Source organism: Streptosporangium sp. NPDC004379 (assembly GCF_042873875.1).
Lineage (GTDB): Bacteria > Actinomycetota > Actinomycetes > Streptosporangiales > Streptosporangiaceae > Streptosporangium.
The window spans coordinates 526,800-550,469 of record NZ_JBIAMC010000001.1; the positions used below are offsets into that span (position 1 = coordinate 526,800).

At 74.8% G+C, this 23,670-nt stretch carries 18 protein-coding genes; 12 read left to right on the forward strand and 6 right to left on the reverse strand.

The annotated features are described in order from the left end of the window. Nucleotides 1–27 precede the first annotated feature (27 nt). On the reverse strand, nt 28–429 hold the full coding sequence (locus tag ACFYSC_RS02305; protein WP_389955444.1) for a DUF1622 domain-containing protein: 402 nt from the start codon (nt 427–429) through the stop codon (nt 28–30). Between the two features lie 170 nt (nt 430–599). Here ACFYSC_RS02305 and ACFYSC_RS02310 point away from each other — a divergent pair, with 170 nt between their 5' ends. Next, nucleotides 600–1,151: a hypothetical protein gene (locus tag ACFYSC_RS02310; protein ID WP_389955446.1), complete on the forward strand. Its 552-nt coding sequence runs from the start codon at nt 600–602 to the stop codon at nt 1,149–1,151. An 88-nt stretch (nt 1,152–1,239) separates the two neighbouring features. Here ACFYSC_RS02310 and ACFYSC_RS02315 read toward each other — a convergent pair whose 3' ends face one another. Then, nucleotides 1,240–1,983, reverse strand: coding sequence for a maleylpyruvate isomerase family mycothiol-dependent enzyme (locus ACFYSC_RS02315; protein ID WP_389955449.1), 744 nt, complete (start codon nt 1,981–1,983; stop codon nt 1,240–1,242). Between the two features lie 213 nt (nt 1,984–2,196). Between ACFYSC_RS02315 and ACFYSC_RS02320 the strand changes: the two genes are divergently transcribed. Beyond that, nucleotides 2,197–3,510, forward strand: coding sequence for an NAD(P)/FAD-dependent oxidoreductase (locus ACFYSC_RS02320; protein ID WP_389955451.1), 1,314 nt, complete (start codon nt 2,197–2,199; stop codon nt 3,508–3,510). A gap of 152 nt (nt 3,511–3,662) precedes the next feature. Then, nucleotides 3,663–5,222, forward strand: a complete 1,560-nt coding sequence (locus ACFYSC_RS02325; RefSeq protein WP_389955453.1) for an FAD-dependent oxidoreductase — start codon at nt 3,663–3,665, stop codon at nt 5,220–5,222. A 78-nt stretch (nt 5,223–5,300) separates the two neighbouring features. Here ACFYSC_RS02325 and ACFYSC_RS02330 read toward each other — a convergent pair whose 3' ends face one another. Both ACFYSC_RS02330 and ACFYSC_RS02335 read right to left on the reverse strand, forming a co-directional pair. Beyond that, nucleotides 5,301–6,521 carry a globin domain-containing protein gene (locus ACFYSC_RS02330; RefSeq protein ID WP_389955456.1) on the reverse strand — a complete coding sequence of 407 codons (1,221 nt, stop codon included), beginning with the start codon at nt 6,519–6,521 and terminating at the stop codon, nt 5,301–5,303. A gap of 146 nt (nt 6,522–6,667) precedes the next feature. Continuing rightward, nucleotides 6,668–7,129, reverse strand: coding sequence for an RrF2 family transcriptional regulator (locus tag ACFYSC_RS02335; protein WP_389955458.1), 462 nt, complete (start codon nt 7,127–7,129; stop codon nt 6,668–6,670). Between the two features lie 247 nt (nt 7,130–7,376). Here ACFYSC_RS02335 and ACFYSC_RS02340 point away from each other — a divergent pair, with 247 nt between their 5' ends. Then, a complete protein-coding gene (locus ACFYSC_RS02340; protein ID WP_389955461.1) occupies nt 7,377–7,793 on the forward strand; it encodes a DUF6223 family protein in 417 nt (138 codons plus the stop codon). 183 nt (nt 7,794–7,976) lie between these two features. Here ACFYSC_RS02340 and ACFYSC_RS02345 read toward each other — a convergent pair whose 3' ends face one another. Continuing rightward, nucleotides 7,977–8,546: a TOPRIM nucleotidyl transferase/hydrolase domain-containing protein gene (locus ACFYSC_RS02345; RefSeq protein WP_389955463.1), complete on the reverse strand. Its 570-nt coding sequence runs from the start codon at nt 8,544–8,546 to the stop codon at nt 7,977–7,979. 140 nt (nt 8,547–8,686) lie between these two features. Further along, nucleotides 8,687–9,598, reverse strand: coding sequence for an NmrA family NAD(P)-binding protein (locus tag ACFYSC_RS02350; RefSeq protein WP_389955465.1), 912 nt, complete (start codon nt 9,596–9,598; stop codon nt 8,687–8,689). A gap of 86 nt (nt 9,599–9,684) precedes the next feature. Here ACFYSC_RS02350 and ACFYSC_RS02355 point away from each other — a divergent pair, with 86 nt between their 5' ends. The 8 genes from ACFYSC_RS02355 (at nt 9,685) to ACFYSC_RS02390 (ending at nt 23,659) form a co-directional block, all read left to right on the forward strand. Next, nucleotides 9,685–10,434, forward strand: coding sequence for a TetR/AcrR family transcriptional regulator (locus ACFYSC_RS02355; RefSeq protein WP_389955468.1), 750 nt, complete (start codon nt 9,685–9,687; stop codon nt 10,432–10,434). Between the two features lie 181 nt (nt 10,435–10,615). Next, a complete protein-coding gene (locus tag ACFYSC_RS02360) occupies nt 10,616–11,548 on the forward strand; it encodes a TetR/AcrR family transcriptional regulator (protein ID WP_389955470.1) in 933 nt (310 codons plus the stop codon). Then, nucleotides 11,545–14,070: a PEP/pyruvate-binding domain-containing protein gene (locus tag ACFYSC_RS02365; protein ID WP_389955472.1), complete on the forward strand. Its 2,526-nt coding sequence runs from the start codon at nt 11,545–11,547 to the stop codon at nt 14,068–14,070. The genes ACFYSC_RS02360 and ACFYSC_RS02365 overlap by 4 nt, the downstream gene beginning before the upstream one ends. Nucleotides 14,071–14,107: 37 nt before the next feature. After that, complete coding sequence (locus ACFYSC_RS02370; RefSeq protein ID WP_389955474.1) at nt 14,108–15,028, forward strand: neutral zinc metallopeptidase; 921 nt, start codon at nt 14,108–14,110, stop codon at nt 15,026–15,028. 178 nt (nt 15,029–15,206) lie between these two features. After that, the gene (locus ACFYSC_RS02375; RefSeq protein ID WP_389955477.1) at nt 15,207–16,751 is read left to right on the forward strand and encodes a PucR family transcriptional regulator; all 1,545 of its coding nucleotides are present in this window, start codon (nt 15,207–15,209) and stop codon (nt 16,749–16,751) included. Between the two features lie 323 nt (nt 16,752–17,074). Further along, nucleotides 17,075–18,325, forward strand: coding sequence for an NAD(P)/FAD-dependent oxidoreductase (locus ACFYSC_RS02380; protein WP_389955480.1), 1,251 nt, complete (start codon nt 17,075–17,077; stop codon nt 18,323–18,325). 296 nt (nt 18,326–18,621) lie between these two features. Further along, complete coding sequence (locus ACFYSC_RS02385) at nt 18,622–19,839, forward strand: nitrate/nitrite transporter (RefSeq protein WP_389955482.1); 1,218 nt, start codon at nt 18,622–18,624, stop codon at nt 19,837–19,839. An 82-nt stretch (nt 19,840–19,921) separates the two neighbouring features. Then, nucleotides 19,922–23,659 (forward strand): nitrate reductase subunit alpha, encoded by a 3,738-nt coding sequence (locus ACFYSC_RS02390; protein WP_389955484.1) that lies wholly within the window; start codon nt 19,922–19,924, stop codon nt 23,657–23,659. Nucleotides 23,660–23,670 lie beyond the last annotated feature (11 nt).

Genomic DNA, 23,670 nt, shown 5'->3' on the forward strand with positions numbered 1-23,670 from the left:
TCCCGGCGGCGCCGGCGACGCCGTGCCTCACCGGCTGGACCCCCCGGCGGCGCCGCCGGACGCGACGGGCCGGGCGGAGTCGACCACGCGCCCCTCCCGCTCGATCTCCTTGCCGAGGAAGAAGTTCAGCGCCGTCCGGATGGTCGCGATCGCGGCGAGCTGGCCTATCTGGCCGAAACTCGGTGCCACGGCCGTGCGCAGCACGTCCCCGGCAAGCTGGAACTCCAGCCCGAGGACGAGGAACCGCCCCAGGAACAGGCGCACGCCCACGAACCCCTGCCCCTCCCGCCGTCCCACCGCGGCCAGCAGGAACCGTACGAACGCCACGGCCGCGCCGGAGAAGATGACCAGCGCGCCGGCCGCCTCGACGAGGCGGACGAACAGGTTCACGACCTCCCGAAGCGTCTCCTCGGGCAGGATTTCCGGCATGTGATGCTGTTACCCGCCGCCGGGCGCGCGGACCCCTCGGCACCGGTACGGCGAGGCGGCCCCGGCCTCCCCGCGCGGCGCGGCCTCCCCGCGCGGCGCGGCCGGCCGGCCTGCCGGCCTCGGAGCGTGAGTTCGCCGTCGCCCCGGGAGGCGTGAGATCGTTGCGCCCCATGAGCGGTTCGTTGACGATGCCCCGTTTCCTCCTGCCGGCCGTGCTCGCCGCCGGGCTCACCGCCTGTTCGGCGGGCGGCGGCACGGCCGCTCCCCCGCCGTCCCCGGCGGTCTCCTCTCCCGCCGCGGCGGAGAGCACCCCGGCCGGTGAGCCCTCGGCCTCCGCGTCCGCCGAGCCCACCGCCCCGGACGACTCCGGGGAGACGGACTCGCCCGGGAAGCCGACGGAGGACCCCGGCGTGGCCGCCCGGGACGACGACGCCGGCGACGCGGAGCCGGCCGTCTACCTGCTCGGCGACCTCGGCCTGAACGCGGCGCAGCCGGACACGCTGGACGTGCTGACCGGCGCCGGCGACACCCAGTCCGTCCCGCTCAGCCCGCACGCCGAGGTGCTCGACCAGCGGGGCCGGATCTGCGACAAGGGGAAGGCGCCGCACCGCTGCACCGTGGACCAGCTCAAGAAGGCGCTGGGCGCCCGCAAGGCGATCCGCGCCAAGGTGACGCTCAGGAAGGGCACCGCCGTACTGGTCGAAGAGGTCACCGGGGGCTGAGGACTCCTCAGGCCCGCTGCCGCGGGCCGTCCCGCGGCACCGGTTCCTCAGACCAGGCGGCGCGGGACGTCCCGGGGCCCCGGGTTCCTCAGGCCAGGCAGCGCAGGGCGTCCCGCAGCGCCGGGTCGAGACGCCCCTCGGGCAGCCTGCCGACCGTGGCGTCCACGAACTCCGCCACGGGCAGCCGCTCGCGCCGGCCGTCCATCCGCACCGCGACCAGGTCGCCGCCCGGCTCGGCCCGGACCGGGGAGTCCCGCTCGGTGAGGACGAACGCGCCCACCGCCGCCCGCCACCGGGCGCGCCCGCCGTTCTCGCCGTCCCCCACGGGCGCTCCGACGTCGTCGGCGTGGGTGGCGTACTCGGAGTCGTAGTGGAACGCCTGCAGGCCCACCGGGTACGGCCCGGCCATGGTCGGCAGTTCGGCGTCGCGGCCGAGTTCGCGCATGCGGCGGCGCGTCTCCCCGTTGGCCCGGCGCCACTCGCCGAGCACCTCCTCCACGGGGACGTCGCGGCGGCGCCGTACGCACCATTCGTTGAAGCCGTCGAAGCCGCCGCCGACGCCCTCGCGTCCGAGCGCCGCGCGGAAGCCCGCCAGGTCGTCGTCCAGGCAGGCGTGGTTGTACATCTCCTCCCCGGCCAGGTGCGCGAGGACGTCCCGCACCGACCAGCCCTCGCACCGCGAGGGACGGGCCCATCCCGCGGCGTCGAGCCCGGAGAAGAACCGGTCCAGGCGGGCCGCCTCGGCGTCGAAGATGTCGAAGGGGTCGAGGGAGGCCAGGCGCGCCTCGGCGTCCTCGCGGTCGCCGCGCCCCGAAGCGTGTTCTGTGCTCATGCGGGTCCGGTACCCGCCCGGCCCGCTCCCGAACGGCCCGCCGCCCCGGCCCGGCCCGGCCGGATCCCGTACGGCCCGGCCCTCCGACCGGTCCCGTCATCCGTACGGCCCGCCCCGTGCGGCCCGGCCTTTTCCCGCGCGGAGGCTTGCCCGTGCCCAGAAAGGGCACGCGGCTAGGACAGCAGTTCCGCGACGTGGAAGGACCCACCGGAAATGGCCGACAGGCAGAGAGTCGTCATCGTGGGGGGCGGTTTCGCGGGGTTCACCGCCGCACGCACCCTCGCCCGCATGGCCCGGGGAGCCATCGAGATCGTCCTCGTCAACCCCACCGACTACTTCCTCTATCTCCCGCTGCTGCCCGAGGTCGCCGCGGGCGTCCTCGACCCGCGCAAGGTCGCGATCCCGCTGGCGGGCAACTGCCCGGGAGTGCGGCACCTGCTGGCCGCGGCCGAGTCCGTGGACATCGAGAACAGGCGGGTGACGTGCGTCGACGCCGAGGGCAACCACCGCGACCTGTCCTACGACCGCCTGGTCCTGGCCGTCGGCAGCGTCAACAAGCTGCTGCCCGTCCCCGGGGTCGCCGAGCACGCGCACGGCTTCCGCAGCATCGCCGAGGCCCTCTACCTGCGCGACCACCTGATCCGCCAGATCGAGCTGGCCGACGCCTCCGACGACCCCGAAGAGCGCCGGGCGCGCTGCACGTTCGTCGTGGTGGGCGCCGGGTACACCGGGACCGAGGTGGCCGCCCAGGGTCAGCTCCTCACCCGTGACGCGGTCCGGCGGCGGCCGGGCCTGCGCGACCAGCCGATCCGCTGGATCCTGGCCGACCTGGCCCCGCGCATCCTGCCGGAGCTGGACCGGCGGCTGTCGGACACCGCGCAGCGCACCCTGTCCGAGCGTGGCGTGGAGATCCGCACCGGCACCAGCGTGGCCGAGGCGTACGCCGACGGGGTCAAGCTGTCCGACGGGGAGCACGTGCCGACCCGCTCGCTGATCTGGTGCGTGGGCGTGCGGCCCGACCCGTTCGTGGAGTCCATGGGACTGCCCACCGAGAAGGGCCGGCTGCTGGTGGACGAGTACATGAACGTCCCCGGCCACCCGGAGGTCTTCGCCTGCGGCGACGCGGCGGCGGTGCCGGACCTGACCAACCCCGGCAAGTACACGCCGATGACCGCCCAGCACGCCAGCCGCCAGGGCAAGCAGGTGGCCCGCAACGTCGCCGCCACCTACGGCCGCGCCGAACGGAAGCCGTACAAGCACAACGACCTGGGGTTCGTCGTGGACCTGGGCGGGCTCAAGGCCGCGGCGAACCCGCTGGGCCTGCCGCTGTCGGGCCTGCCGGCGAAGGCGGTGACCCGGGGCTACCACCTGCTGGCCGTACCGGGCGGCCGGGCCCGCATCGCGGGGAACTGGCTGCTGGACGCCCTGCTGCCGCGGCAGATGGTCCAGCTCGACCTGGTGCGGGGCGGTTCGGTCCCGCTGACCAGCTCCTCTCCCGAGCGGCCCGACGGCCTCAGCGGCGGCTGACCCGCCCCGGCGGCGGGGGTCGCGCGAGGACTCGGGAGAGGAGGCCCGCGGACGCGGGATCCACGTGCTCCACACGCGCCGGATCCCCCGCGCCCGGCCCCGCGTCCGCCGTCCCCGTGTGTGACGGGCGGCGACGAGGGCAGGGGCGCGGCATGACGACGCAGTCTTACTGGATGGAATCGGCCCCCGGCCGGCCGCACGCGACCCTGGTACAGGACCTGGAGGTCGACGTCGTGGTCATCGGCGCCGGGATGGCCGGGCTCAGCGCCGCCTGGGAGCTGCAGCGTGCGGGCCGTACGGTGGCCGTGGTCGAGGCGGGCCAGGTCGCGGGGGGCGTCACCGGCAACACCACCGCCAAGCTCACCGCCCAGCACACGCGGATCTACGCCCACCTGGAGAAGTCGGCGGGCGCGGAGGCCGCCCGGCTGTACGCCTCCTCCCAGCAGGCGGCGATCGAGCACCTGATCGCCACGGCGGGCGAGCTGGGGATCGACGCCGAGGTGGAGCGGATGCCCGCGTTCACCTACGCCGAGTCGTCCGAGGGCGCCGAGGAGCTGTGCGCCGAGGCCGAGGCCGCGGCACGGGCGGGGCTGCCCGCGTCGTTCGTCACCGAGACGCCGCTGCCGTTCCCGGTCGCCGGGGCGGTGCGGGTGGACGACCAGGCGCAGTTCCACCCGCGCCGCTACCTCATGGGCCTGGTCGACGCCCTGGTGGCGGGCGGTGCGCTGGTCTTCGAGCACAGCCGGGTGACGGAGCTGTCCGAGAGCGACCCGTGCCGCGTCACCACCTCCGACGGCGTCACCGTCACCGCCCGCGACGTGGTGGTGGCCACGCACTATCCGATCTTCGACCGGGCGCTGCTGTTCTCCCGGATGGAGCCGAGCCGCGAGCTGGTCGTGGCGGCGGCCGTGCCCGCGGACCGGGCGCCCGAGGGCATGTTCGTCACGTCCGAGGACAACACCCGCTCGGTCCGCACCGCCCCGTACGACGAGGGCCGGCGGCTGCTGATCGTCACCGGAGAGACGTTCAAGCCCGGCGCCGGGAGGGTCGGCGACCGCTTCGCACGGCTGGCCTCCTGGGTGGCCGACAGGTTCGGCGCCGAGGAGATCTCCTACCGGTGGGCGGCCCAGGACAACCACACCGCCGACCGGCTGCCGTTCGTCGGCCTCCTGCACCCCGGGGCCCGGCACGCCTACGTCGCCACCGGGTTCGGCGGGTGGGGCATGAGCAACGGGGTCATGGCGGGACGGCTGCTGGCCGAGCTGATCACCGGGGGCGGCTCCCCCTGGGCGAAGCTGTACGACCCCCGCCGGCTGCACCCGGTGCGCGAGGCGGGCGCGGCGCTGCGCATGCAGGCCACTGTGGCGCGGCACTTCGTCGCCGACCGCTTCGGCGCGGGACAGGCAGAGGAGGCCGAGGCCCTCCGGCCGGGCGAGAGCGCGGTGCTCAAGATCGGCGGGGAGCGGTGCGCCGTGCACCGGGACGATTCCGGCCGTCTGCACGCCGTCTCCGCGGTCTGCACCCACCTGGGCTGCGTGGTGGGGTTCAACGACGCCGAACGCGCCTGGGAGTGCCCCTGTCACGGCTCACGCTTCGGCGTGGACGGCGAGGTCCTTCAGGGACCGGCCGTCGAGCCGCTGGCCCCGGTCGAGGGTCTCGCGACCGGTCCCGAGTCCGTCCGGGCGGACGGTCCCGGAGCGGGCCCCGCGTAGGGGCCCGCGGCCGGTGACGGAGGCGGAGGCGCGGTTGGGCAGGCCGGTGACGGGTGGTCCGCCCGGTGCCGGTAGGGCTCAGCCTTCGGCGCCGAGCCACAGGTCGGGGCCGAAGACCTCGTAGTGGACGTCCCGCGCCGCCACGCCCGCGCCGATCAGCGCCGAGCGCGCCGCCCGCATGAAGGGCAGCGGACCGCACAGGTAGGCCGTCGCCTCCGCCGGGACCTCCATCCCGGCGAGGTCCATCCACCCGGAGCGCTCTCCGCCGGCCGCGCCGTCCTCGTACCAGAAGAGGCGCGTCGCGTCGGGCAGCGCGGCGACCAGCCGCTCGGTGTCCTCGCGCAGCGCGTGGTCCGCCGGGGAGCGGTCGGCGTGCAGCACCAGCACGCGCCGCGTGGAGCCGGTGCGGACCAGGTGCTCCAGCATGGCGACCATGGGGGTGCAGCCGATGCCGGCCGAGGTGAGCACGAGCGGGCCGTCGCCGTCCTCCAGTGCCACGTCGCCGAAGGGCGCCGTCAGGGTCAGCTCGTCGCCCTCGCGGACGGCGGCGTGCAGGAGGTTGGAGACCTCGCCGTCCGGGCCGCCCTCGCCGCGCACCCGCTTGACGGTGATGCGCCGGAGGCCGCCGGCGTCCGCACCCGGCAGGCCGTCCTCACTCGAAAGGCCCGACAGGCTGTACTGGCGGAGCTGGCGCACGCCGTCGGGCATGCGCGCCTCGACGCTGACGTACTGGCCGGGACGGGCGGGCGGGACCGGCCCGCCGTCGGCCGGGCGCAGCAGGAAGGACACCACGTCGGGCGTCTCCTCGCGGCGTCCGACGACGCGCCACCGGCGCCGGCTGTCGCCGTCGGCGATGCCCGCCTCGGCGTAGAGGCGGGCCTCCATGGCGATCAGCGAGCCGGCCATCAGCCAGTAAACCTCGTCCCAGGCGGCAACGACGTCCGGGGTGACGGCGTCGCCCAGCACCTCGGCGATCGCGCCGAAGAGGTACTTGTGGACGATCACGTACTGGTCGTCGGTGACCCCGAGCGAGGTGTGCTTGTGCGCGATGCGGGCCAGCAGCGCGTCGGGGCGCTCACCGGGGTTGTCCAGCAGCATCGTGGCGAACGCGGCGATGGAGCCGGCCAGGGCGCGGCGCTGGGCCCCGCTGGCCTGGTTGCCGCGGTTGAACAGGCCGTCGAGCAGCTCCGGGCGCTCGGCGAACATCGTGCCGTAGAACCGGGCGGTGATGTCGTCGAGCGACGCTCCGATGACCGGCAGCGTGCTGCGGACGATCGCTGCGGACTCCGCGGACAGCATTGGACCTCCTGCGACGGGTGCGGGGAGACGCGGCCAACTTAATTTGCATCTCACATACATATTAAAGACCGGGCAGCCGCCCCTCCCCCCGGGCCGGAGGTCACCCGCCATAGGGCCGAAAGTCACATCATCCGGAAATCCCCTGTTCAGCCGGAGGACGCACCGGACGGCGTCCTCGGCGGCAGCAGGCCGAGCAGCACCGGGCCTGTCGGCTCCGTCACCAGCTCGTCGATCGTGACCGGGTCGAGCGCGGCGTAGAACGCCTCCTTGGCCCGTGCCAGCGCCCCGCGCAGCCGGCACGCGGCCCGCAGCGGGCAGGGCACCGCGTCCTCACAGCCGACCACGTCGCCGTCGCCCTCCAGCGCGCGGACGATGGCGCCGACCGACGTCCGGTGGCCCGCCCCGGTCAGCCGCAGCCCTCCCCCGCGTCCGCGCCGGGTGTCCACCAGCCCCATCTCGCTCAGCCGCGCCACCGCCTTGGCCGCGTGGGTGTACGGCACGGCCAGCACCTCGGCGACCGACCGGGTGGTGGGCTGCTCGTCGCCGTCCGCCACGGCCAGCCGCATCACGATGCGGAGCGAGATGTCGGTGAAGGCGGTCAGGCGCATGCAATCACGGTATTCCGTCCCGTCCGCCCCGGCGACCGGCCGGTACGGCACGGGCCTCCCCTACCTCGGACGCGGTAGATCCGCCTGACTCGTACGGCGTCTGCGACAGAGAGAAGCACCTCCGCAGGCGGATGCCCGGCGACGGGTCCGGCGGGCATGGTTCTGGCGTCCGGTCCACCCGAAGCGTCCGGTCACACGAAGCGTCCGGCCGCAGAAGCGTCCGGCCGCAAGGAGAGGGGAGCGCCTCATGTCCGTCCTGTCTGTGGTCGCCACACCGATCTGTACGAGTGCGACGGAATGCGCGGGTCAGGGTGTCGGCACCTTCCTCGGCACTCCTCAGCGGATCTGGGCCAGCGTGGCCGCACTGCTGGCGTTGGGCGCCGTGGTCACGGGTGCCGTGGCCATCGGCCGGCCGGCGTCGCGCTCCGGCCGTCGCACCGGCGACGGCCGCAGGAGAGCAGCCGTCGCGGCTTTGGCCGGGGGCCTCATCGCCGCGGTCAACGGCGCGGTGAACCTGGCGGTCGCCGACGGCGGCCTCGGCACCGGGAACGGAGTGTTCGGAGGCGCCCTGGCCTCGACGTTCGGACTGGCCGCCGCGGTCCTCGGCGGACTGTCCCTGGCTCGCTCCCGCCGTACCGCCGAGCACTCGGCCGCGGACCGCTGAGCGGGCGTCCGAGAAGGTTCAGGCTCCGGTTCCAGGACCGGCGTGGCATCTACGGGGTGCCGCGGTCGGCGGCGTCCCCCGATGTGGAGCGGGTACCGTTGTGCGGCCTTTCCCGTGTCCCTGATCCGGGCCGCCGGAAAGCCCGGATCGTTCCAGGCCTGGTTCCCGCACGTCCCCCGGCGGTCAGCGGCCAGAGAGGCGGGCCAGCAGCCCGTCCAGCGGTCGCGGCACGCGGTCGGGGTCGAGTGCCGCGGCGAGCAGGGCGGAGTAGCGGATCTTGCGGCCGCCGCCCGCGCCCATGAACCGGCGCAGCTGGTCGTGCGTGTCGCGTCCGCGCCACGCGGGCTGCCTCTGCAGGGTGCGGAACGAGCCGAGTTCGCCCTCGGCGTCGAGGACGCGTTCGACCGCGGCGGCGCCGAGGGCGCGGATCAGCTCGTCCTCCAGGTCGGCGACGCACACGAAGAATCCGAGCGCCTCCAGACCGCTCCGGCCGGGGCCCGGCCCGAGACCGGCGCGCTCGAGTGCCCGCCGGAAGTCGCCCTCCTCCCCTGCGTCGCACAGGCCGGCCAGCCGGAGACCGCTACCGGCGGGACCGAACCTGCCGACATGGGCCCCGATGTTCGTGGCCCCGCCCATCGCCACGACGGAGACGCCCTCGGCCGCCAGGTCCAGGCCACGGCGCGCGGCCAGCGCCTCGACGGCCGACCTGTCGCTGACGCCCTCGACCAGGACCACGGTCCGCGTATCGCTCACGGGCCCAGCCTCGCACCGAGTCCGGGGAGCTTCATCCCCTTTTTACGCGGCGGACGCAGTGAGCCCGCGAATCCCTGGACGGCCGGGGTGGCTCCTTGGTCCCGCTGCCCCGTCCGCATCGTGATGGGGCCCTTCGGAGGTCATGAGGCGGTGAGATGGGCGCGGAGGGCTGCGGCTCCCGATTCGGCGAGCCAGTCGGCGAGGGTGCGCAGTCCGGGATGGATGACGCGCAGGGCCTCGATGTCGGCGTGCCAGCGGTCGCCGGCCTGCCAGCGCTTCCTGGTCTCGGCGATCATCGGACCGAGCGCGGCGGCCTCGTCGTCGGTGATCTGCTCGTACCGGACCGGAATGCCGGTGGCCTCGGTGATCGCGGCGGCGGCCTCGACGGGGGTCGGCTGGTCCCCGGCCAGTTCCAGGGTCCGCCCGGCGAACCGGGACGGGTCCGCGAACGCGAGCGCGGCGAATTCGGCGATGTCCTCCAGCGCGATGACCTGCATGGGCTCGTGCGGAGGGAAGAGGTGCCGGTGCACGCCGCCGGAGATGCCGTCGAGGCCGATCGCCCCGCCGAAATAGTTGGTCACGAACCGGACCGGGCGCAGCACGGTGGGCAGTGCGATGCGATCACGCAGGTACTCCTCGATCAGCGTTTTCCCCTCCGAATGCCGTGACGCCGCCGATGCCGAGGCGATGGTGCTGAACACGACCCGCTCGATCCCCGCCGCGGCGGCCGCGTCGATCAGCGCCCGGCCCCGGGCCACCTCGAGATCCGTTTCGGGTCCGGCCGGACCGAGGGACACGGGCGGTACACCGAAGACGGCGGCGACGCCGTCGAGCGCGGGCGGCAGGCTCGCCGGATCGTCGAAGTCGCCGGGTACGAGCCGGGCGCCCGCGGCTTCCAGCGCGGCGGCGGCGGGTGCGGCCGGGTCGCGCACCAGGGCCCGCACCGGCCATCCGCCGGCGAGCAGTCGGCGGGCGGTGACGCCACCCTGCTTGCCGGTGGCGCCGGTGACGAGGATCGGGGAGTCAGGGATGGCCGGTGTCGTGGTGGTCATGGTGCCCTTTCCGGTGACGGTGGAAGATGGTCGGGTGATCCGGAATGCTTCACCCGTTTCAAGGCCACAGACAAGGATTTCGTGACATGGCAGCAGCACCGGACGCGGCGCCCGCCGAGCGCGCGGACGCCCGCCGTAACCGGGAGATCGTGCTCCGCACGGCGACGCGCGTGTTCGCCGAGGAGGGGCTGGAGGTGTCGATCGGCCGGATCGCGCAGCGCGCCGGGGTCGGGGCCGGGACCGTCTACCGGCACTTCCCGAGCAAGGAGATCCTGGTCGAGGCGGTGCTCGCCGAACACGTCAAGGACCTGGTGGCCGCCGCCGACCGTTGGGCCGCCCGCGCCACGCCCGGTGACGCGCTGTTCGGGTTCCTGCTCGAAGTGATCGAGAAGTCGGGGGGCCGCCGGCACATCTGCGATGCGCTCACCGCCGACGGGAGCTGGCCGCGCGCCGTGCTGGCCGGCGCCGCCCAGCGGTTCCACGAGGCGCTGGAGCGTCTGCTGCGTGACGCCGTACAGGCCGGGGCGATACGCGCCGACGTACGAGCCGACGATCTGTCCGCGCTGACCGTCGGCGGCGGCGCTCTGCGTTCGGCGCACCGGGACCGGGAACGCGGCATGCGGCTGGTACGGGTGCTGCTGGACGGGCTGCGCCCCCAGGCCGTCACGAAAGCCGAGACCTTCCGTGACGCGTCCTCCCGCCCCCGTCACGAAACCGCCCCGAGGTACTGCGTGGAATGCGGCGCGCGACTGCGTGTCCACGCCACCGGCAGGCCGCCCCGTTACTGCGGCCCCGCCTGCCGCCAGCGCGCCCACCGGCGCCGTTCCGTCGCATAGCGGTCCGGTTTCGCCCGGCACACCGGCCGGCGCACGTCTTCGCGAGATGACCCGGTGACGCCCCGGGACGCCGCCCGGGCACGGCACGGGGCCGCGGGAGCGGTCCGGCCTCCCTCCCGCCGGGCCGTCCAGGGATGTGCTATCAATTAAATGACCAAACAGTGGAGTTTGGTCAAAATTCTTGGAACGGCTGGTTCTCAAGGACATGACGGCACAGACCAGACCCCATGACGGCTCGCCCGGCGAACCGTCCGGCGACGCGCCCGGCGACACGCACGGCCCGCCGGGCGACTCGCGGAACGGGACCGGAGACGGGACCGGAGACGGGACCGGAGACGGGACCGGAGACGGGACCGGAGACGGGACCGGGGTACGGCCCCGGCGGCCCGGCCGGCCCCCGCGCGACGCCGCCCGGCACCTGGAGCGGGCGCACCGCATCCTCGACACCGCCTGCGACCTCGTCCTCGACCGGGGCTACGACGCCACCACGGTCGGGGACATCGCCCGCCGCGCCGGGGTCGCCAAGGGCACGATCTACCTGCACTGGCGGACCCGCGAGGAGTTGTTCGCCGCGCTGCTGCGCCGGGAGCGGGCCGAGATGGCGGCCGACGTGCGGAAAAGCGTGGAAGACACTCCCGGCCGGCTCCGCGACCTGCTCGGCCTGCTCGCCGCCGGGCTGCTGCGCAGGCCCCTGCTGCGGGCGAGCCTCCTCGGCGACTCGGAGGTGCTGGGCGGGCTCACCCGGGCCAAACGCGACGGCCCGGCGGACGCCGAGCTGCGCGCCGGGCTCGGCCCCTACCTCGCCGAGCTGACCCGGCACGGCGCGCTGCGGGCCGACCTGACGCCCGCCGAGCACGTGACGACCCTCTCGTCCATCCTCTACGGGTTCCTGACCATCCCCCGCCTGCTGCCCGGACCGTACGTCCCGGACGACGAACGGCTGGCGGAGCTCGTCGCCGACGCCTGCGGCCGGACGCTGGAGTCCGGCACGGCGCCCACCGGCGACGACGCCCGCGAGATCCGCCGGGCGACCCTGCGGCACATCGACTTCGTCCTGGAGAGCGCGCGGCGGAAGCTGAGCCTGTCCCTGGGCACCGAGGAGACCCCCCGATGAACGTCATCCCCTTATCCGACGACGCCGCCGACCTCGCGACCGCGGGCGGCAAGGGCGCCTCCCTCGCCCGGCTGGTCCGCGCGGGCCTGCCGGTACCCGGCGGCTTCTGCGTCACCACCGGCGCCTACCGCGACTTCGTCTCCCGCGGCGGCCTGCACGAGGAGATCATGCGCGCCGTCGCCGACCTGCCCGCCGACCGGGCCGCCCGGCGGATCGCCGGACTGTTCGCCTCCCGGGAGGTCCCCGGGGAGACCGCCGCGGAGATCCTCGCCGCCCACGCGAAGCTCGGCGGCGAGGACCACGACGTCCCGGTCGCCGTACGGTCGTCGGCCACCGCCGAGGACCTGCCCGGCATGTCCTTCGCCGGGCAGCAGGACACCTACCTCAACGTCCGCGCCGGCGGCCTGGTGGCGGCGGTCGCGCGTTGCTGGGCGTCGCTGTGGACCGAGCGGGCCATCGCCTACCGGACCGGACAGGGCGTCCCGCACGACGACGTGGCGCTGGCCGTGGTCGTCCAGGAACTCGTGCCCGCCGACGCGGCCGGCGTCATGTTCACCGCCGACCCTGTCAGCGGCGTCCGCGACCGGATCGTGGTCAACGCCTCCTGGGGACTGGGTGAGGCCGTCGTCGGCGGGCAGGTGACACCCGACACCGTCGTGGTCGACCGGTCCACCGGCGAGGTCGCCGAGGAGCACGTCGCCGACAAGGCCGTCATGACGGTCCGCACGCCCGGCGGCACGCGCGAGGAGCCGGTCCCGGACGACCTGCGCCGCCGCCCCGTCCTCGACCGGGCGCTCGCCCTACGGCTGGCCCGGCTCGGCGAGGAGATCGAGGAGCTGTACGGCACGCCCATGGACGTCGAGTGGGCCCTGCACGACGGCACGCTCCACATCCTGCAGGCCCGCCCGGTCACCGGCCTGCGCCGGCCCGTCGAGGAGTGGAACGACTCCCTGAAGGGCGACTACCTGTGGACCTCCGCCAACCTCGGCGAGGCCATCCCCGACGTGATGACGCCCTGCACCTGGTCGGTCGTGCGGCTCTTCATCACCGAGGCCATGTCGGCCTCGGCGATGCCCGGCTTCGACCTGGTCGGCAACATCGGCGGCCGGTTCTACATGAACCTCAGCGTGATGTACTCGTTCGCCGCGGCGCTGGGCATGAAGGGGCGGCTCGGCGCGACCGAACAGGTCTTCGGCAGGCTCCCGGCCGGTCTCGACGTGCCGCCGCTGCCCGCCTCGCGCTGGGAGATCATCAGGGCCGTGCTGCCCATGGCCTTCACGCTGCGCCGCCGGGTGCGGGTCAACCTCGCGCGGATGCCCGCCTTCCTCGCCACGGCCAGGGAACGCAACGCGCGGCTGCGCGGGCGGATCGCCGGGACGACCTCCCCCGCCGAGCTGGCCGCCCTGTGGGAGGAGGAGCTGCTGCCGTACCTGACGGAGGCGTGCCGGGTGCTGGAGGCCGCCGGACGGCAGGGCGGCGCGACCCTGGTCATGACCCGCGACCGGCTGCGCGGACTGGTGGGCGAGGTCGACGCCGAGGCGATGCTCACCGGGGCCGGAGCGGACGGGGAGCTGGCCAGCCTCGGCCCGATCGTCGGCCTGGGCAGGCTGGCCAGGGGTGAGATCGACCGGGAGACGTTCGCCCGCGAGTACGGGCACCGGGGGCCGCACGAGTTCGAGCTGTCGTCCCCCCGGCCCGGCGAGGACCCGCGGTGGATCGACGCGCAGCTCGCCGCCATGTCCGGGGTCGAAGACAGGGAGGAGGAGCTGTTCGCCCGCCGGAGGGAGGCGGGCGAGGCCGCCTGGCGGCGGTTCGGGGAACGCTTCCCGCGCAGGGTCGCCGCCATGCGGCGGAGGGTGGCCCGGTGGAGCCTGGTCGTCCGTGACCGCGAGGCGACCCGCTCCGAGGTGATCCGGGCCTTCTGGGCGGTACGCGACCTCGTGCTGCGGGCCGGGGAGCTCACCGGCCGCGGCGACGACCTGTTCTTCCTGTCGATCCAGGAGGTCGTCGCCCTGCTGCGCGGCGACGAGAGCCCCCTGGACCGGGTCGCGGTACGGCGGGCGACCTACGAGCGCTACGCCGCGCTGCCCGCCTACCCCACGCTGATCGCCGGCCGCTTCGATCCCGAGCGCTGGGCCGCCGACCCCGGCCGGCGGCGCGACCTCTTCGACGCCCGGGGCGGCGGCGTGCCGGTGAGCGAGACGGTCACCGGGTTCCCCGGCGCGCCCGGGATCGTCGAGGGCACGGCCCGCGTCATCGACTCCCCCGAGGACGGCGACCGGCTCGCCCCGGGCGAGATCCTCGTGACGACGCTGACCAACATCGGCTGGACCCCGATGTTCCCCCGCGCCGCCGCCGTCGTCACCGACATGGGCGCGCCCCTGTCGCACGCCTCGATCGTCGCGCGCGAGCTGGGCATCCCGGCGGTGGTCGGCACCGGCAACGCGACCATGCGCCTGCGCGACGGCGACCGGATCAGAGTGGACGGCGAACACGGCACCGTGGAGGTGCTGGCCTCCTGACGGTGGCACGCGACGCCGGGGCTCTAAGCTGCCGGTCATGCGATACCTCCCCCCGAGTGACGCCGGTTCGCGGCGCCCGGCCGCCGCCGTCCGCCTGACCGTTCTCGCGGTGGCCGTGTGCCTGGCCGCGTGCGCGGTCACGGTGCCGTACGGGACGCCCGCGCGGGCCGCCTCCGCCGCGGACCCGCGCGCCGCCACGCGGGTCGTCCCGGCGGCGGCGCCGTACGGGACGACCGCGGCACCGTACGGGACGACCGGCCGGAGCGCCTCGGCCGGGAGCCCGTCCCTGGGCGGGGGGAGGCTGGCGGCCGCGCCGTGTCCGGAGCCTCCGCTCGTCGACGGCGGGATCCCCCGGGGGCGTGAGTACCTCACGGCGGTCATGAGGTGCCTGGACAGGTCGTGGTCCGGTCACTTCGCGCGGGCCGGGCTGCGTTTCCGCGCGCCCGCGGTCCGCTTCTACGAGGAGCCCGCCGAGCGCGTGTGCGGGGTGCCCTGGCCCGCCGGCGCGGCCGCCTTCTACTGCACGGAGAGGGCCACGGTGGTGTTCCCGCTCACCGGGGAGTGGATCGAGGGCCGGACCGACCTGTACCCGCTGAAGGTGGCGGCGCACGAGTACGGCCACCACCTGCAGAGCCTCACCGGCGTCCGGGCCCGCTACGAGGCCCGCGTCCGGGTGGAGCGCGCCCGACGGGCCGAGCTCGGCCGCCGCTACGAGCTGCAGGCCGACTGCCTGTCGGGGGTGTTCCTGGGCAGCGTGCGGCGGTCCCTGTTCCGCACCGCTCGGGACTGGGAGGCGCTGGCGGAGGCGGTCCGGGCCGGCGGCGACAGCGGTGACGACGGCGATCCGCGCACCCACGGCACCGGCGCGCACCGGGGCCGCTGGTTCGACCGCGGTCTCCACGCGGTCTCTCCGTCGGCCTGCGACACCTGGGCGGCGCCGTCGTCCGCGGTGTCGTGACCTGCGGTGTCGTGACCGGCGGGGCCGCCGCCGTGGCGGGCGACGGCGTGGCGGACCTCCGCATGGCGGGCACAGGCCGTACAACGGGCACAGACCATACGACAGGCACGGACCGTACGGCGGGCACGGGCCCGGCGGGCGCAGGCCGTACGACGGGCGGGGGCGGGGGTGGTGGCGCGTGCTGAGGCTGGACCGGCTGGTGAACGTCCTCGGCGGGTACGGCGCCCGCCTGTGCTGCGCCCCGGCGTCGCGGGCGGTGGAGCTGCGCAGCGTGGCGGTGCACGACCCGACCGAGCCCTCCCCCGCGACCGGCGACGTGTTCCTGTCGGTCGGCGTGGACTCCGCGGCCGGCGCCGTACGGCTGGCACGGGCGGCACGCGCCGCCGCGGTGCTGGTGCGCGGGCGTCCGCCGCTGGACGAGGAGGCCCTGGCCGCCGCCCGGGACGGCGGGATCGCCGTGCTGCTGGTGGAGCCGGAGGTGTCGTGGAGCCAGCTTGCCGGCGTGGTGTACGGGCTGGTCGTCGAGGGCCGGGAGACCGACGCCGGGCGGGGGGCCGCCGACCTGTTCGCCCTGGCCGACGCGCTGGCGTCCGAGGTCGGCTCCGCGGTGACGATCGAGGACCAGATGTCGCGGGTGCTGGCCTACTCCGGTTCGCAGCAGGCCGCCGACCCGGCGCGGCTGGAGACGATCCTGGGCCGGCGGGTGCCGGAGGCCGTACGCGGGCTGTTCGAGCGCGGAGGCGTCTTCGCGCACCTGACGACCTCCGACGAGCCCCTGTTCGTCGAGCCCTCGCCGGAGCACGGCCTGCGGGGGCGGATGGTGGTCGCGGTCCGCGCCGGACGGGAGCTGCTCGGCTCGATCTGGGTGGAGTGCGAGCGCCCGCTGTCCGACGGCCGCCGGACGGCCCTCGTGGACGGGGCGCGGGCCGTCGCGCTGCACCTGCTGCGCTCCCGGGTCGGCGCCGACCTGGAACGCCAGGTGGAGTCGGACCTCGTGATCCGGCTGCTGGAGGGCACGGCCGAGGGGCCCTCCCTGGTCAGCCGGCTGGGCCTGCCCGGCGGCCTGTTCCGGGTGATCGCCCTGCAGGCCCACGTCGCCGAGGAGCGGCACGCGGCGATCCTGCTGGCCTTCGAACGCGCGACCACGGGGTTCGGCTGGTCACGGCCGGGACGAAGCGCCCTGTTCGGCAACACCCTGTACACGGTGCTGCCCTGCGGCGGCGATCCCGGGCCCGCCCGCGTCTGGATCGCCTCGATCGTGAACGTCCTGCCGCGACGGGTCACCGTGTTCGCCGGCGTCGGCGGGGCCGCGGACCTGGGCCGGCTGCCCGCGAGCCGGCAGGAGGCCGACGAGAGTCTCGCCTTGCGGGCCGCCCGGCCCGATGGTGACCTGGCGGTCGTCTACGACGAGTCGTGGGACGGGATCCTGTTGCAGCGCCTGCGGGCGGCCGCCTCCGCCGGGCGCGTCCCGGCCCGCGGGCCGGTCGCCGAGCTGACCCGGCACGACGCCGAACACGGCACCCGGTACGTCGCGACGCTGCGCGCCTGGCTGGAGGAGCAGGGGGATCCGGTGGCCGCCGCGGGCCGTCTGGGCGTCCATCCCAACACCGTCCGCTACCGGATGCGCAGGATGAGGGAGCTCACGAACCTGCAGCTGGAGCTGCCGGAGAAGCGGCTGGCGATGATCATCGCGCTGGCCGCCGGGCAGGACGAGCGTCCCTGACCCCGGGACGGCGGCCCCGGCCTTCCGGCGTCCGCGGCTTCCGGGGACGCCCCGGCGGTTCCCGAAGACGCCCCGGCGGTTCCCCGGAACGCCGACGGCGGCCCCGGCGTTTGTCACGGCCGGACAAACCCGGCATCCCCGGTTGTCCGACGCGCACAGGCCGTCACCGCCCCGGGCACGTCATGCTCGTGTCATGCGGGCTGGGCCCGCGTCGGGCGTACGGCGAGCGCACGCCCGGCGGATACCGGACGTACGGCGGGCAGACCCCGGACGCACGGCGAGCCGACGAGCCGGAGCCGGCGAGTCGAGGGGAGAGGGTTGTCATGGGCATCGAGGGCGGACCGCGCACGGCTGTGGTGATCGGCGCCGGTGTGGTGGGACTGTCCACCGCCTGGTTCCTGCAGGAACGCGGTGTGGAGGTCACCGTGGTGGACCGCGACGGGGTCGCCGCGGGCGCGTCGTGGGGCAACGCGGGCTGGCTCTCCCCCGGGCTGGCCATCCCGCTGAACGAGCCCGGGGTGCTGCGCTACGGCATGCGCTCCCTGCTCGACCCGAGCGCCCCGCTGCACGTGCCGGCCACCCTGGACACGGGGCTGTGGTCCTTCCTCACCCGGTTCACCGCCAACTGCACCTGGCGGTCGTGGGGCCGCGCCGTGAAGGCCAACCTCCCGTTCAACGAGGAGTGCCTGGAGGCGTTCGACGTGCTCACCGCCAACGGCGTCGAGGCGCCCACGGTCGAGGCGCCGATCCTGGCCGGGTTCGCGACCCCGCGCCAGGCCGTGGGACTCCTGCACGAGCTGCGCCGCATCAACCGGTCCGGGCTGCACATCGACTACGAGGTGCTCGACCGCGACCGCCTCGCCGCGTACGCGCCGCAGCTCTCCTCCGGGGTGCGGGCCGGGATCCGGCTGGACGGCCAGCGTTACGTCGACCCCGGGGAGTTCGCCCGCTCGCTGGCCCGTTCCGTCGTCGCCCGCGGCGGCGTCATCAGGTCCGGCTTCCGGGTGACCGGGGTGCGCGACGACGCGGGCCGGCTCACCGTCCGGTCCGGCGCGGGCGACGACGTCACCGCCGACGCCGTCGTCCTGGCCACCGGGGCCTGGCTGAACGTGCTCGGCCGGGAGTGGGGGGTGCGGACGCCGGTGCGCGCCGGACGCGGCTACTCCTTCACCGTGCCGACCGCCGAGCCGGTTCCCGGGCCGGTCTACCTGCCCGCCGTGCGCGTGGCCTGCACGCCGTACCAAGGCGGGCTGCGCGTCGCCGGGACGATGGAGTTCCGCGACGCGGACGCCCCGCTGGACGCGCGGCGCGTCGAGGCCATCATCGAGTCGGCCCGGCCGTTGCTGGCCGGCGTCTCCTGGGAGGAGCGGACCGACACCTGGGTCGGTCCCCGCCCCGTCACGCCCGACGGGCGTCCGCTGGTCGGCGCGACCCGCGCGCCGGGCAGGTTCGTCGCAGGCGGGCACGGCATGTGGGGGTTCACCCACGGGCCGGTGACCGGGCGCATGCTCGCCGAGCAGATCACCACCGGCAAGCAGCCCGAAGCCCTGCGCGACCTCGACCCCACCCGCTGAGGAACCGCGCGCTGGGAACCTCCTCACTGGGAATTCACATGCTGAGCGACCCCACCCGCTGAGGGCCCCTCACGTGCCGGGCGGCCCCGCCGCCGTCCGTGCCGCCCGTTGAGGACCCCACCGCCCGCGCCGCCGCCCGGCGCGGGCGGCGGCGTGAGAACTTTTACCGTCTCCTGGCCGGTATGTGCCATTGGGCGGAGGCGATGGGACCAAAGACCCTGATGTTCGGACGTGCCCTCCGGAGAAGGTGATCTCCGAGTGCTCGCCGCCATGAGGGATCGGAGGGTTTCGCCGCGATGAGGACCACCTCGCAGACCGCCGCGCGGGCGACCGGAGCCGGGAGAGGCGCGGCGACCGCGCTGACGCTGGCGACCGTCGCGTTCGCGGTGAACTTCTGGGCCTGGGCCCTGCTCAGCCCGCTCGGCCCGGCCTACCAGGAGCTTCTCCGCCTGAGTCCGGGCGAGGTGTCGGTCCTGGTCGCCGTCCCGGTCATCGTCGGCTCGCTGGGCCGGATCCTGCTCGGCGGGCTGACCGACCGCTACGGCGGGCGCGCGGTCTTCGCGGCGGCGAGCCTGCTGGGCGTCGCGCCGGTGGTGTTCCTGGCCTTCGCCGAGAACTACCCGGCGCTGCTGACCGGCGGCTTCCTGCTCGGCATGACGGGGGCGACCTTCGCGATCGGCGTGCCGTACGTCAACGCGTGGTTCCCGCCGGAGCGCCGCGGGCTGGCGCTGGGGATCTTCGGCATGGGCAACATCGGCACCGCGATCTCCGGCTTCGCCACCCCGCGCCTGGCGGACGCCTACGGCCGCCAGACGCCGTTCTTCGTGGTCGCCGCCGCGCTCGTCGTGGTCGGCGTGGTCTTCTGGGCGGTGGGCCGGAACGCCCCGGGAACCCGGCCGTCGGCCGAGCCGTTCACCGCCCGGTTCCTCGCCGCGGCGCGGCTGCGCGTCACCCGCGAACTGGCGGCGATGTACGCGCTGACCTTCGGCGGGTTCGTCGCCTTCGGCGTCTACCTGCCGCTGTACCTCAGGGCCGGTTACGGCCTGACCGTCGCCGACGCCGCGGCCCGGGCAGCCGGGTTCGTGGTGCTGGCCACCCTCGCCCGCCCGGTGGGCGGCTGGCTGGCCGACCGGCTGGGGGGCCGCCCGGTGCTGGCCGTGGCGCTGGCGGTCGTGACGGCGTGCGCGGTCGTGGTGGCCTTCACCCCGGCGATGCCGCTGGCCACGGCCGCCTTCCTGACCATGGCCGCGGCGCTCGGCGTGGGCAACGGCGCGGTGTTCGCCCTGCTGGGGCGGATGGTCCCGGGCCCGATGGTCGGCAGCGCGACCGGCGTGGTCGGCGCGGCCGGCGGGCTCGGCGGGTTCCTGCCGCCGATCGTGATGGGGCTGATCTACCAGGCGACCGGCTCCTACGCCATCGGCCTGATGCTGCTGGCGACGGTCGCCGCCGCCGCTTTCGTCTACTGCCGCTTCGCGCTCAGTGTGAAGCCGGGCGCGAAGGAGACCGCCGTATGACCGCCGTGGACCGCCGCTTCGCGTCCGGCGCGAAGGAGCCGAACGAGCCGAACCAGCTGAAGAGGCCGAGGGAGAGCACCGCATGAGCGCCATGGACGGGCCCGTCAGCGACGCCCTGCTCCGGCTGGGCAGCCACCTGCGTCCCGGAGAGGTGTCCGCGGACCTGCGGACGCTGTACAAGATCGGCGGCCGGCAGGGCGACGCCTTCTACCGCGACCGGTGGAGCCACGACCGGGTGGTGCGCTCGACGCACGGGGTGAACTGCACCGGCTCCTGCTCGTGGAAGGTCTACGTCAAGGACGGGATCATCACCTGGGAGGCGCAGCAGACCGACTACCCCGGCGTCGGCCCCGACCGGCCCGCGTACGAGCCGCGCGGCTGCCCTCGGGGCGCCGCGTTCTCCTGGTACACCTACTCCCCCACCCGGGTCCGCTTCCCCTACGCCCGCGGCGTGCTGGTGGAGATGTACCGGGAGGCGAAAGGGCGGCTCGGCGACCCGGTGGCCGCCTGGGCCGACGTCGTCTCCGACCCGGTACGGCGCCGCCGTTACCAGTCGGCCCGGGGCAAGGGCGGCCTGGTCCGCGTCACCTGGGACGAGGCGACGGAGATGATCGCCGCCGCGCACGTGCACACCATCAGGACGTACGGCCCCGACCGGGTCGCCGGGTTCTCCCCCATCCCCGCGATGTCCATGGTCTCCCACGCCGCGGGCGCCCGGTTCGTCTCGCTGATCGGCGGGACCATGCTGTCGTTCTACGACTGGTACGCCGACCTGCCGGTCGCCTCCCCGCAGGTCTTCGGCGACCAGACCGACGTGCCGGAGTCGGCCGACTGGTGGGACGCCGCCTACCTGATGCTGTGGGGCTCCAACGTGCCGGTCACCCGCACCCCCGACGCGCACTACATGGCCGAGGCCCGCTACCGCGGGCAGAAGGTCGTGGTCGTCTCCCCCGACTACAGCGATGCGACCAAGTTCGCCGACGAGTGGCTGGCCCCGCACCCGGGCACCGACGGCGCGCTGGCCATGGCCATGGGGCACGTGATCCTGAAGGAGTTCTTCGTCGACCGGCGGACGCCGTACTTCGACGACTACGTCCGGCGCCACACCGACCTGCCGTTCCTGGTCGCGCTGGAGGAGCGCGACGGCTCGTTCGTGCCGGGGAAGTTCCTGACCGCCGCCGACCTCGGTGGGGAGGCGCCCGCGCGGGCGGAGGCGGCCGAGGGGGCGGACACGGCCGAGACGGCGGAGGCGGCCGAAGCGGCGGAGGCGGCCGAGGCGGCGTTCAAGACGGTGCTCTGGGACCTCGCGGCCGGCGGTCCGGCCGTGCCCAACGGCTCGCTCGGCTTCCGCTACTCCGCCGGGGGCGAGGGCCGCTGGAACCTCGACCTGGGCGACATCGACCCGGCGGCGTCCCTGCACGGCCTGCCCGGGGCCGAGGCCGTCCCGGTCGCGCTGCCCCGCTTCGACCGGCCGGGCGGCGACGGGGTGCTGCGCCGCGGGGTGCCCGTGCTGCGGGTCGCCGGCCGCCTCGTCACCACGGTCTTCGACCTCCTGCTCGCCCAGTACGGCGTGACCCGCCCCGGCCTGCCGGGTGACTGGCCGTCCTCCTACGAGGACGCGGCCGAGCCGTACACCCCGGCCTGGCAGGAGGCGGTGACCGGGGTGCCGGCGGCGCGGGCGGCGCGGATCGCCCGGGAGTTCGCCCGCACGGCCGAGGAGTCCGGCGGCCGCTCGATGATCATCATGGGAGCGGGGACCAACCACTGGTTCCACTCCGACACGATCTACCGCTCGTTCCTGGCGCTGACCACGCTGACCGGCTGCCAGGGCGTCAACGGCGGCGGCTGGGCGCACTATGTGGGGCAGGAGAAGTGCCGGCCCATCACCGGCTGGGCGCAGCTGGCGTCCGGGCTCGACTGGTCGCGCCCGCCCCGGCAGATGATCGGCACCGCCTACTGGTACCTGCACACCGACCAGTGGCGCTACGACACCTACACCGCCGACGCCGTCTCCTCCCCGCTCGGCGACGGCTCGTTCGCCGGCAGGGCCACCGCGGACCTGCTGTCGCAGTCGGCGCGGCTGGGCTGGATGCCGTCGTATCCGACGTTCGACCGAAACCCCCTGGACCTGGCCGACGAGGCCGACGCGTCGGGGCTGGAGGCGGGGGCGTACGTCGCCGGGCGGGTCGCCTCGGGCGACCTCGGCTTCGCCTGCGAGGACCCCGACGCGCCGGGCAACTGGCCGCGGGTGCTGACCGTGTGGCGGGCCAACCTGCTGGGCTCGTCGGCCAAGGGCAACGAGTACTTCCTCCGCCACCTGCTGGGCACCGACTCGGCGGTGCGGGCGGAGGAGGCCGCGCCGGAGCAACGGCCCGGCGACGTGCGCTGGCGCGAGGAGGCCCCGCGGGGCAAGCTCGACCTGCTGCTGTCGCTGGACTTCCGCATGACGTCCACGACGCTGTTCTCCGACGTCGTGCTGCCCGCCGCGACGTGGTACGAGAAGCACGACCTGTCCTCGACCGACATGCACCCGTTCGTGCACGCCTTCTCCCCCGCGATCGACCCGCCCTGGCAGACCCGCACCGACTTCGCCGCGTTCACCGCCGTCGCCGAGGCGTTCAGCGCCCTGGCCCGCACCCACCTCGGGGTACGGCGGGACGTGGTGGCGGTGCCGCTGCTGCACGACACCCCCGACGAGCTGGCCACCCCGCACGGCCGGGTGCGCGACTGGCGGCGGACCGGTGAGACGCCCGTGCCCGGCCGGGACTTCCCGAAGATCGTGACGGTCGAGCGCGACTACGGCGCCGTCGCGGAGAAGATGGCGGCGCTCGGCCCCCTGGCGGACCGGCTCGGGGCGACCACCAAGGGCGTCACCTACGACGTGGCCGAGGAGGTGGACCGGCTGCGGCACGTCAACGGCGCCGTCCGCGGCGGAGTGGCCGACGGCCGGCCGTCCCTGGCCCGCGACGTGGACATGTGCGAGGCGATCCTCGCCCTGTCGGGCACCACCAACGGGCGGCTGGCCGCGCAGGGGTTCGCCACGCTGGCCCGCCGTACCGGGACTTCCTTCGAGGGGCTCGCCGACGAGCACAAGCGGATCACCTTCGCCGACACCCAGGCCCGCCCGGTGCCGGTGACCACCTCGCCGGAGTGGTCGGGCAGCGAGACCGGCGGACGCCGCTACTCGGCGTTCACCGTCAACGTCGAGCACCGCAAACCCTGGCACACCCTCACCGGACGCCAGCACTTCTTCCTGGACCACGACTGGATGCACGAGGCCGGGGAGGCGCTGCCGGTCTACCGGCCGCCGCTGAACATGACCGCGCTGTTCGGCGAGCCGGGCATCGGGGAGGGCGGCGCCGAGGGCGTCGTCGTGCGCTACCTCACCCCGCACTCCAAGTGGTCGATCCACTCCGAGTACCAGGACAACCTGCTGATGCTGTCGCTGTCGCGGGGCGGGCCGACCATCTGGATGAGCCCGGACGACGCCGCCCGCGCGGGCATCGCCGACAACGACTGGGTGGAGGCGGTCAACCGCAACGGCGTGGTGGTGGCGCGGGCGGTCGTCTCGCACCGTATGCCGGCCGGGACGGTGTACATGTACCACGCCCAGGAGCGGGTGGTGGACGTGCCGAAGAGCGAGACCTCCGGCAGGCGCGGCGGCATCCACAACTCCCTGACCCGCCTGCTGGTCAAGCCGACCCACCTCATCGGCGGCTACGCCCAGCTCACGTTCGCCTTCAACTATCTGGGCCCGACCGGCAACCAGCGCGACGAGGTCACGGTGGTCCGCCGCCGCTCGCAGGAGGTCGACTACTGATGCCCCTTCCC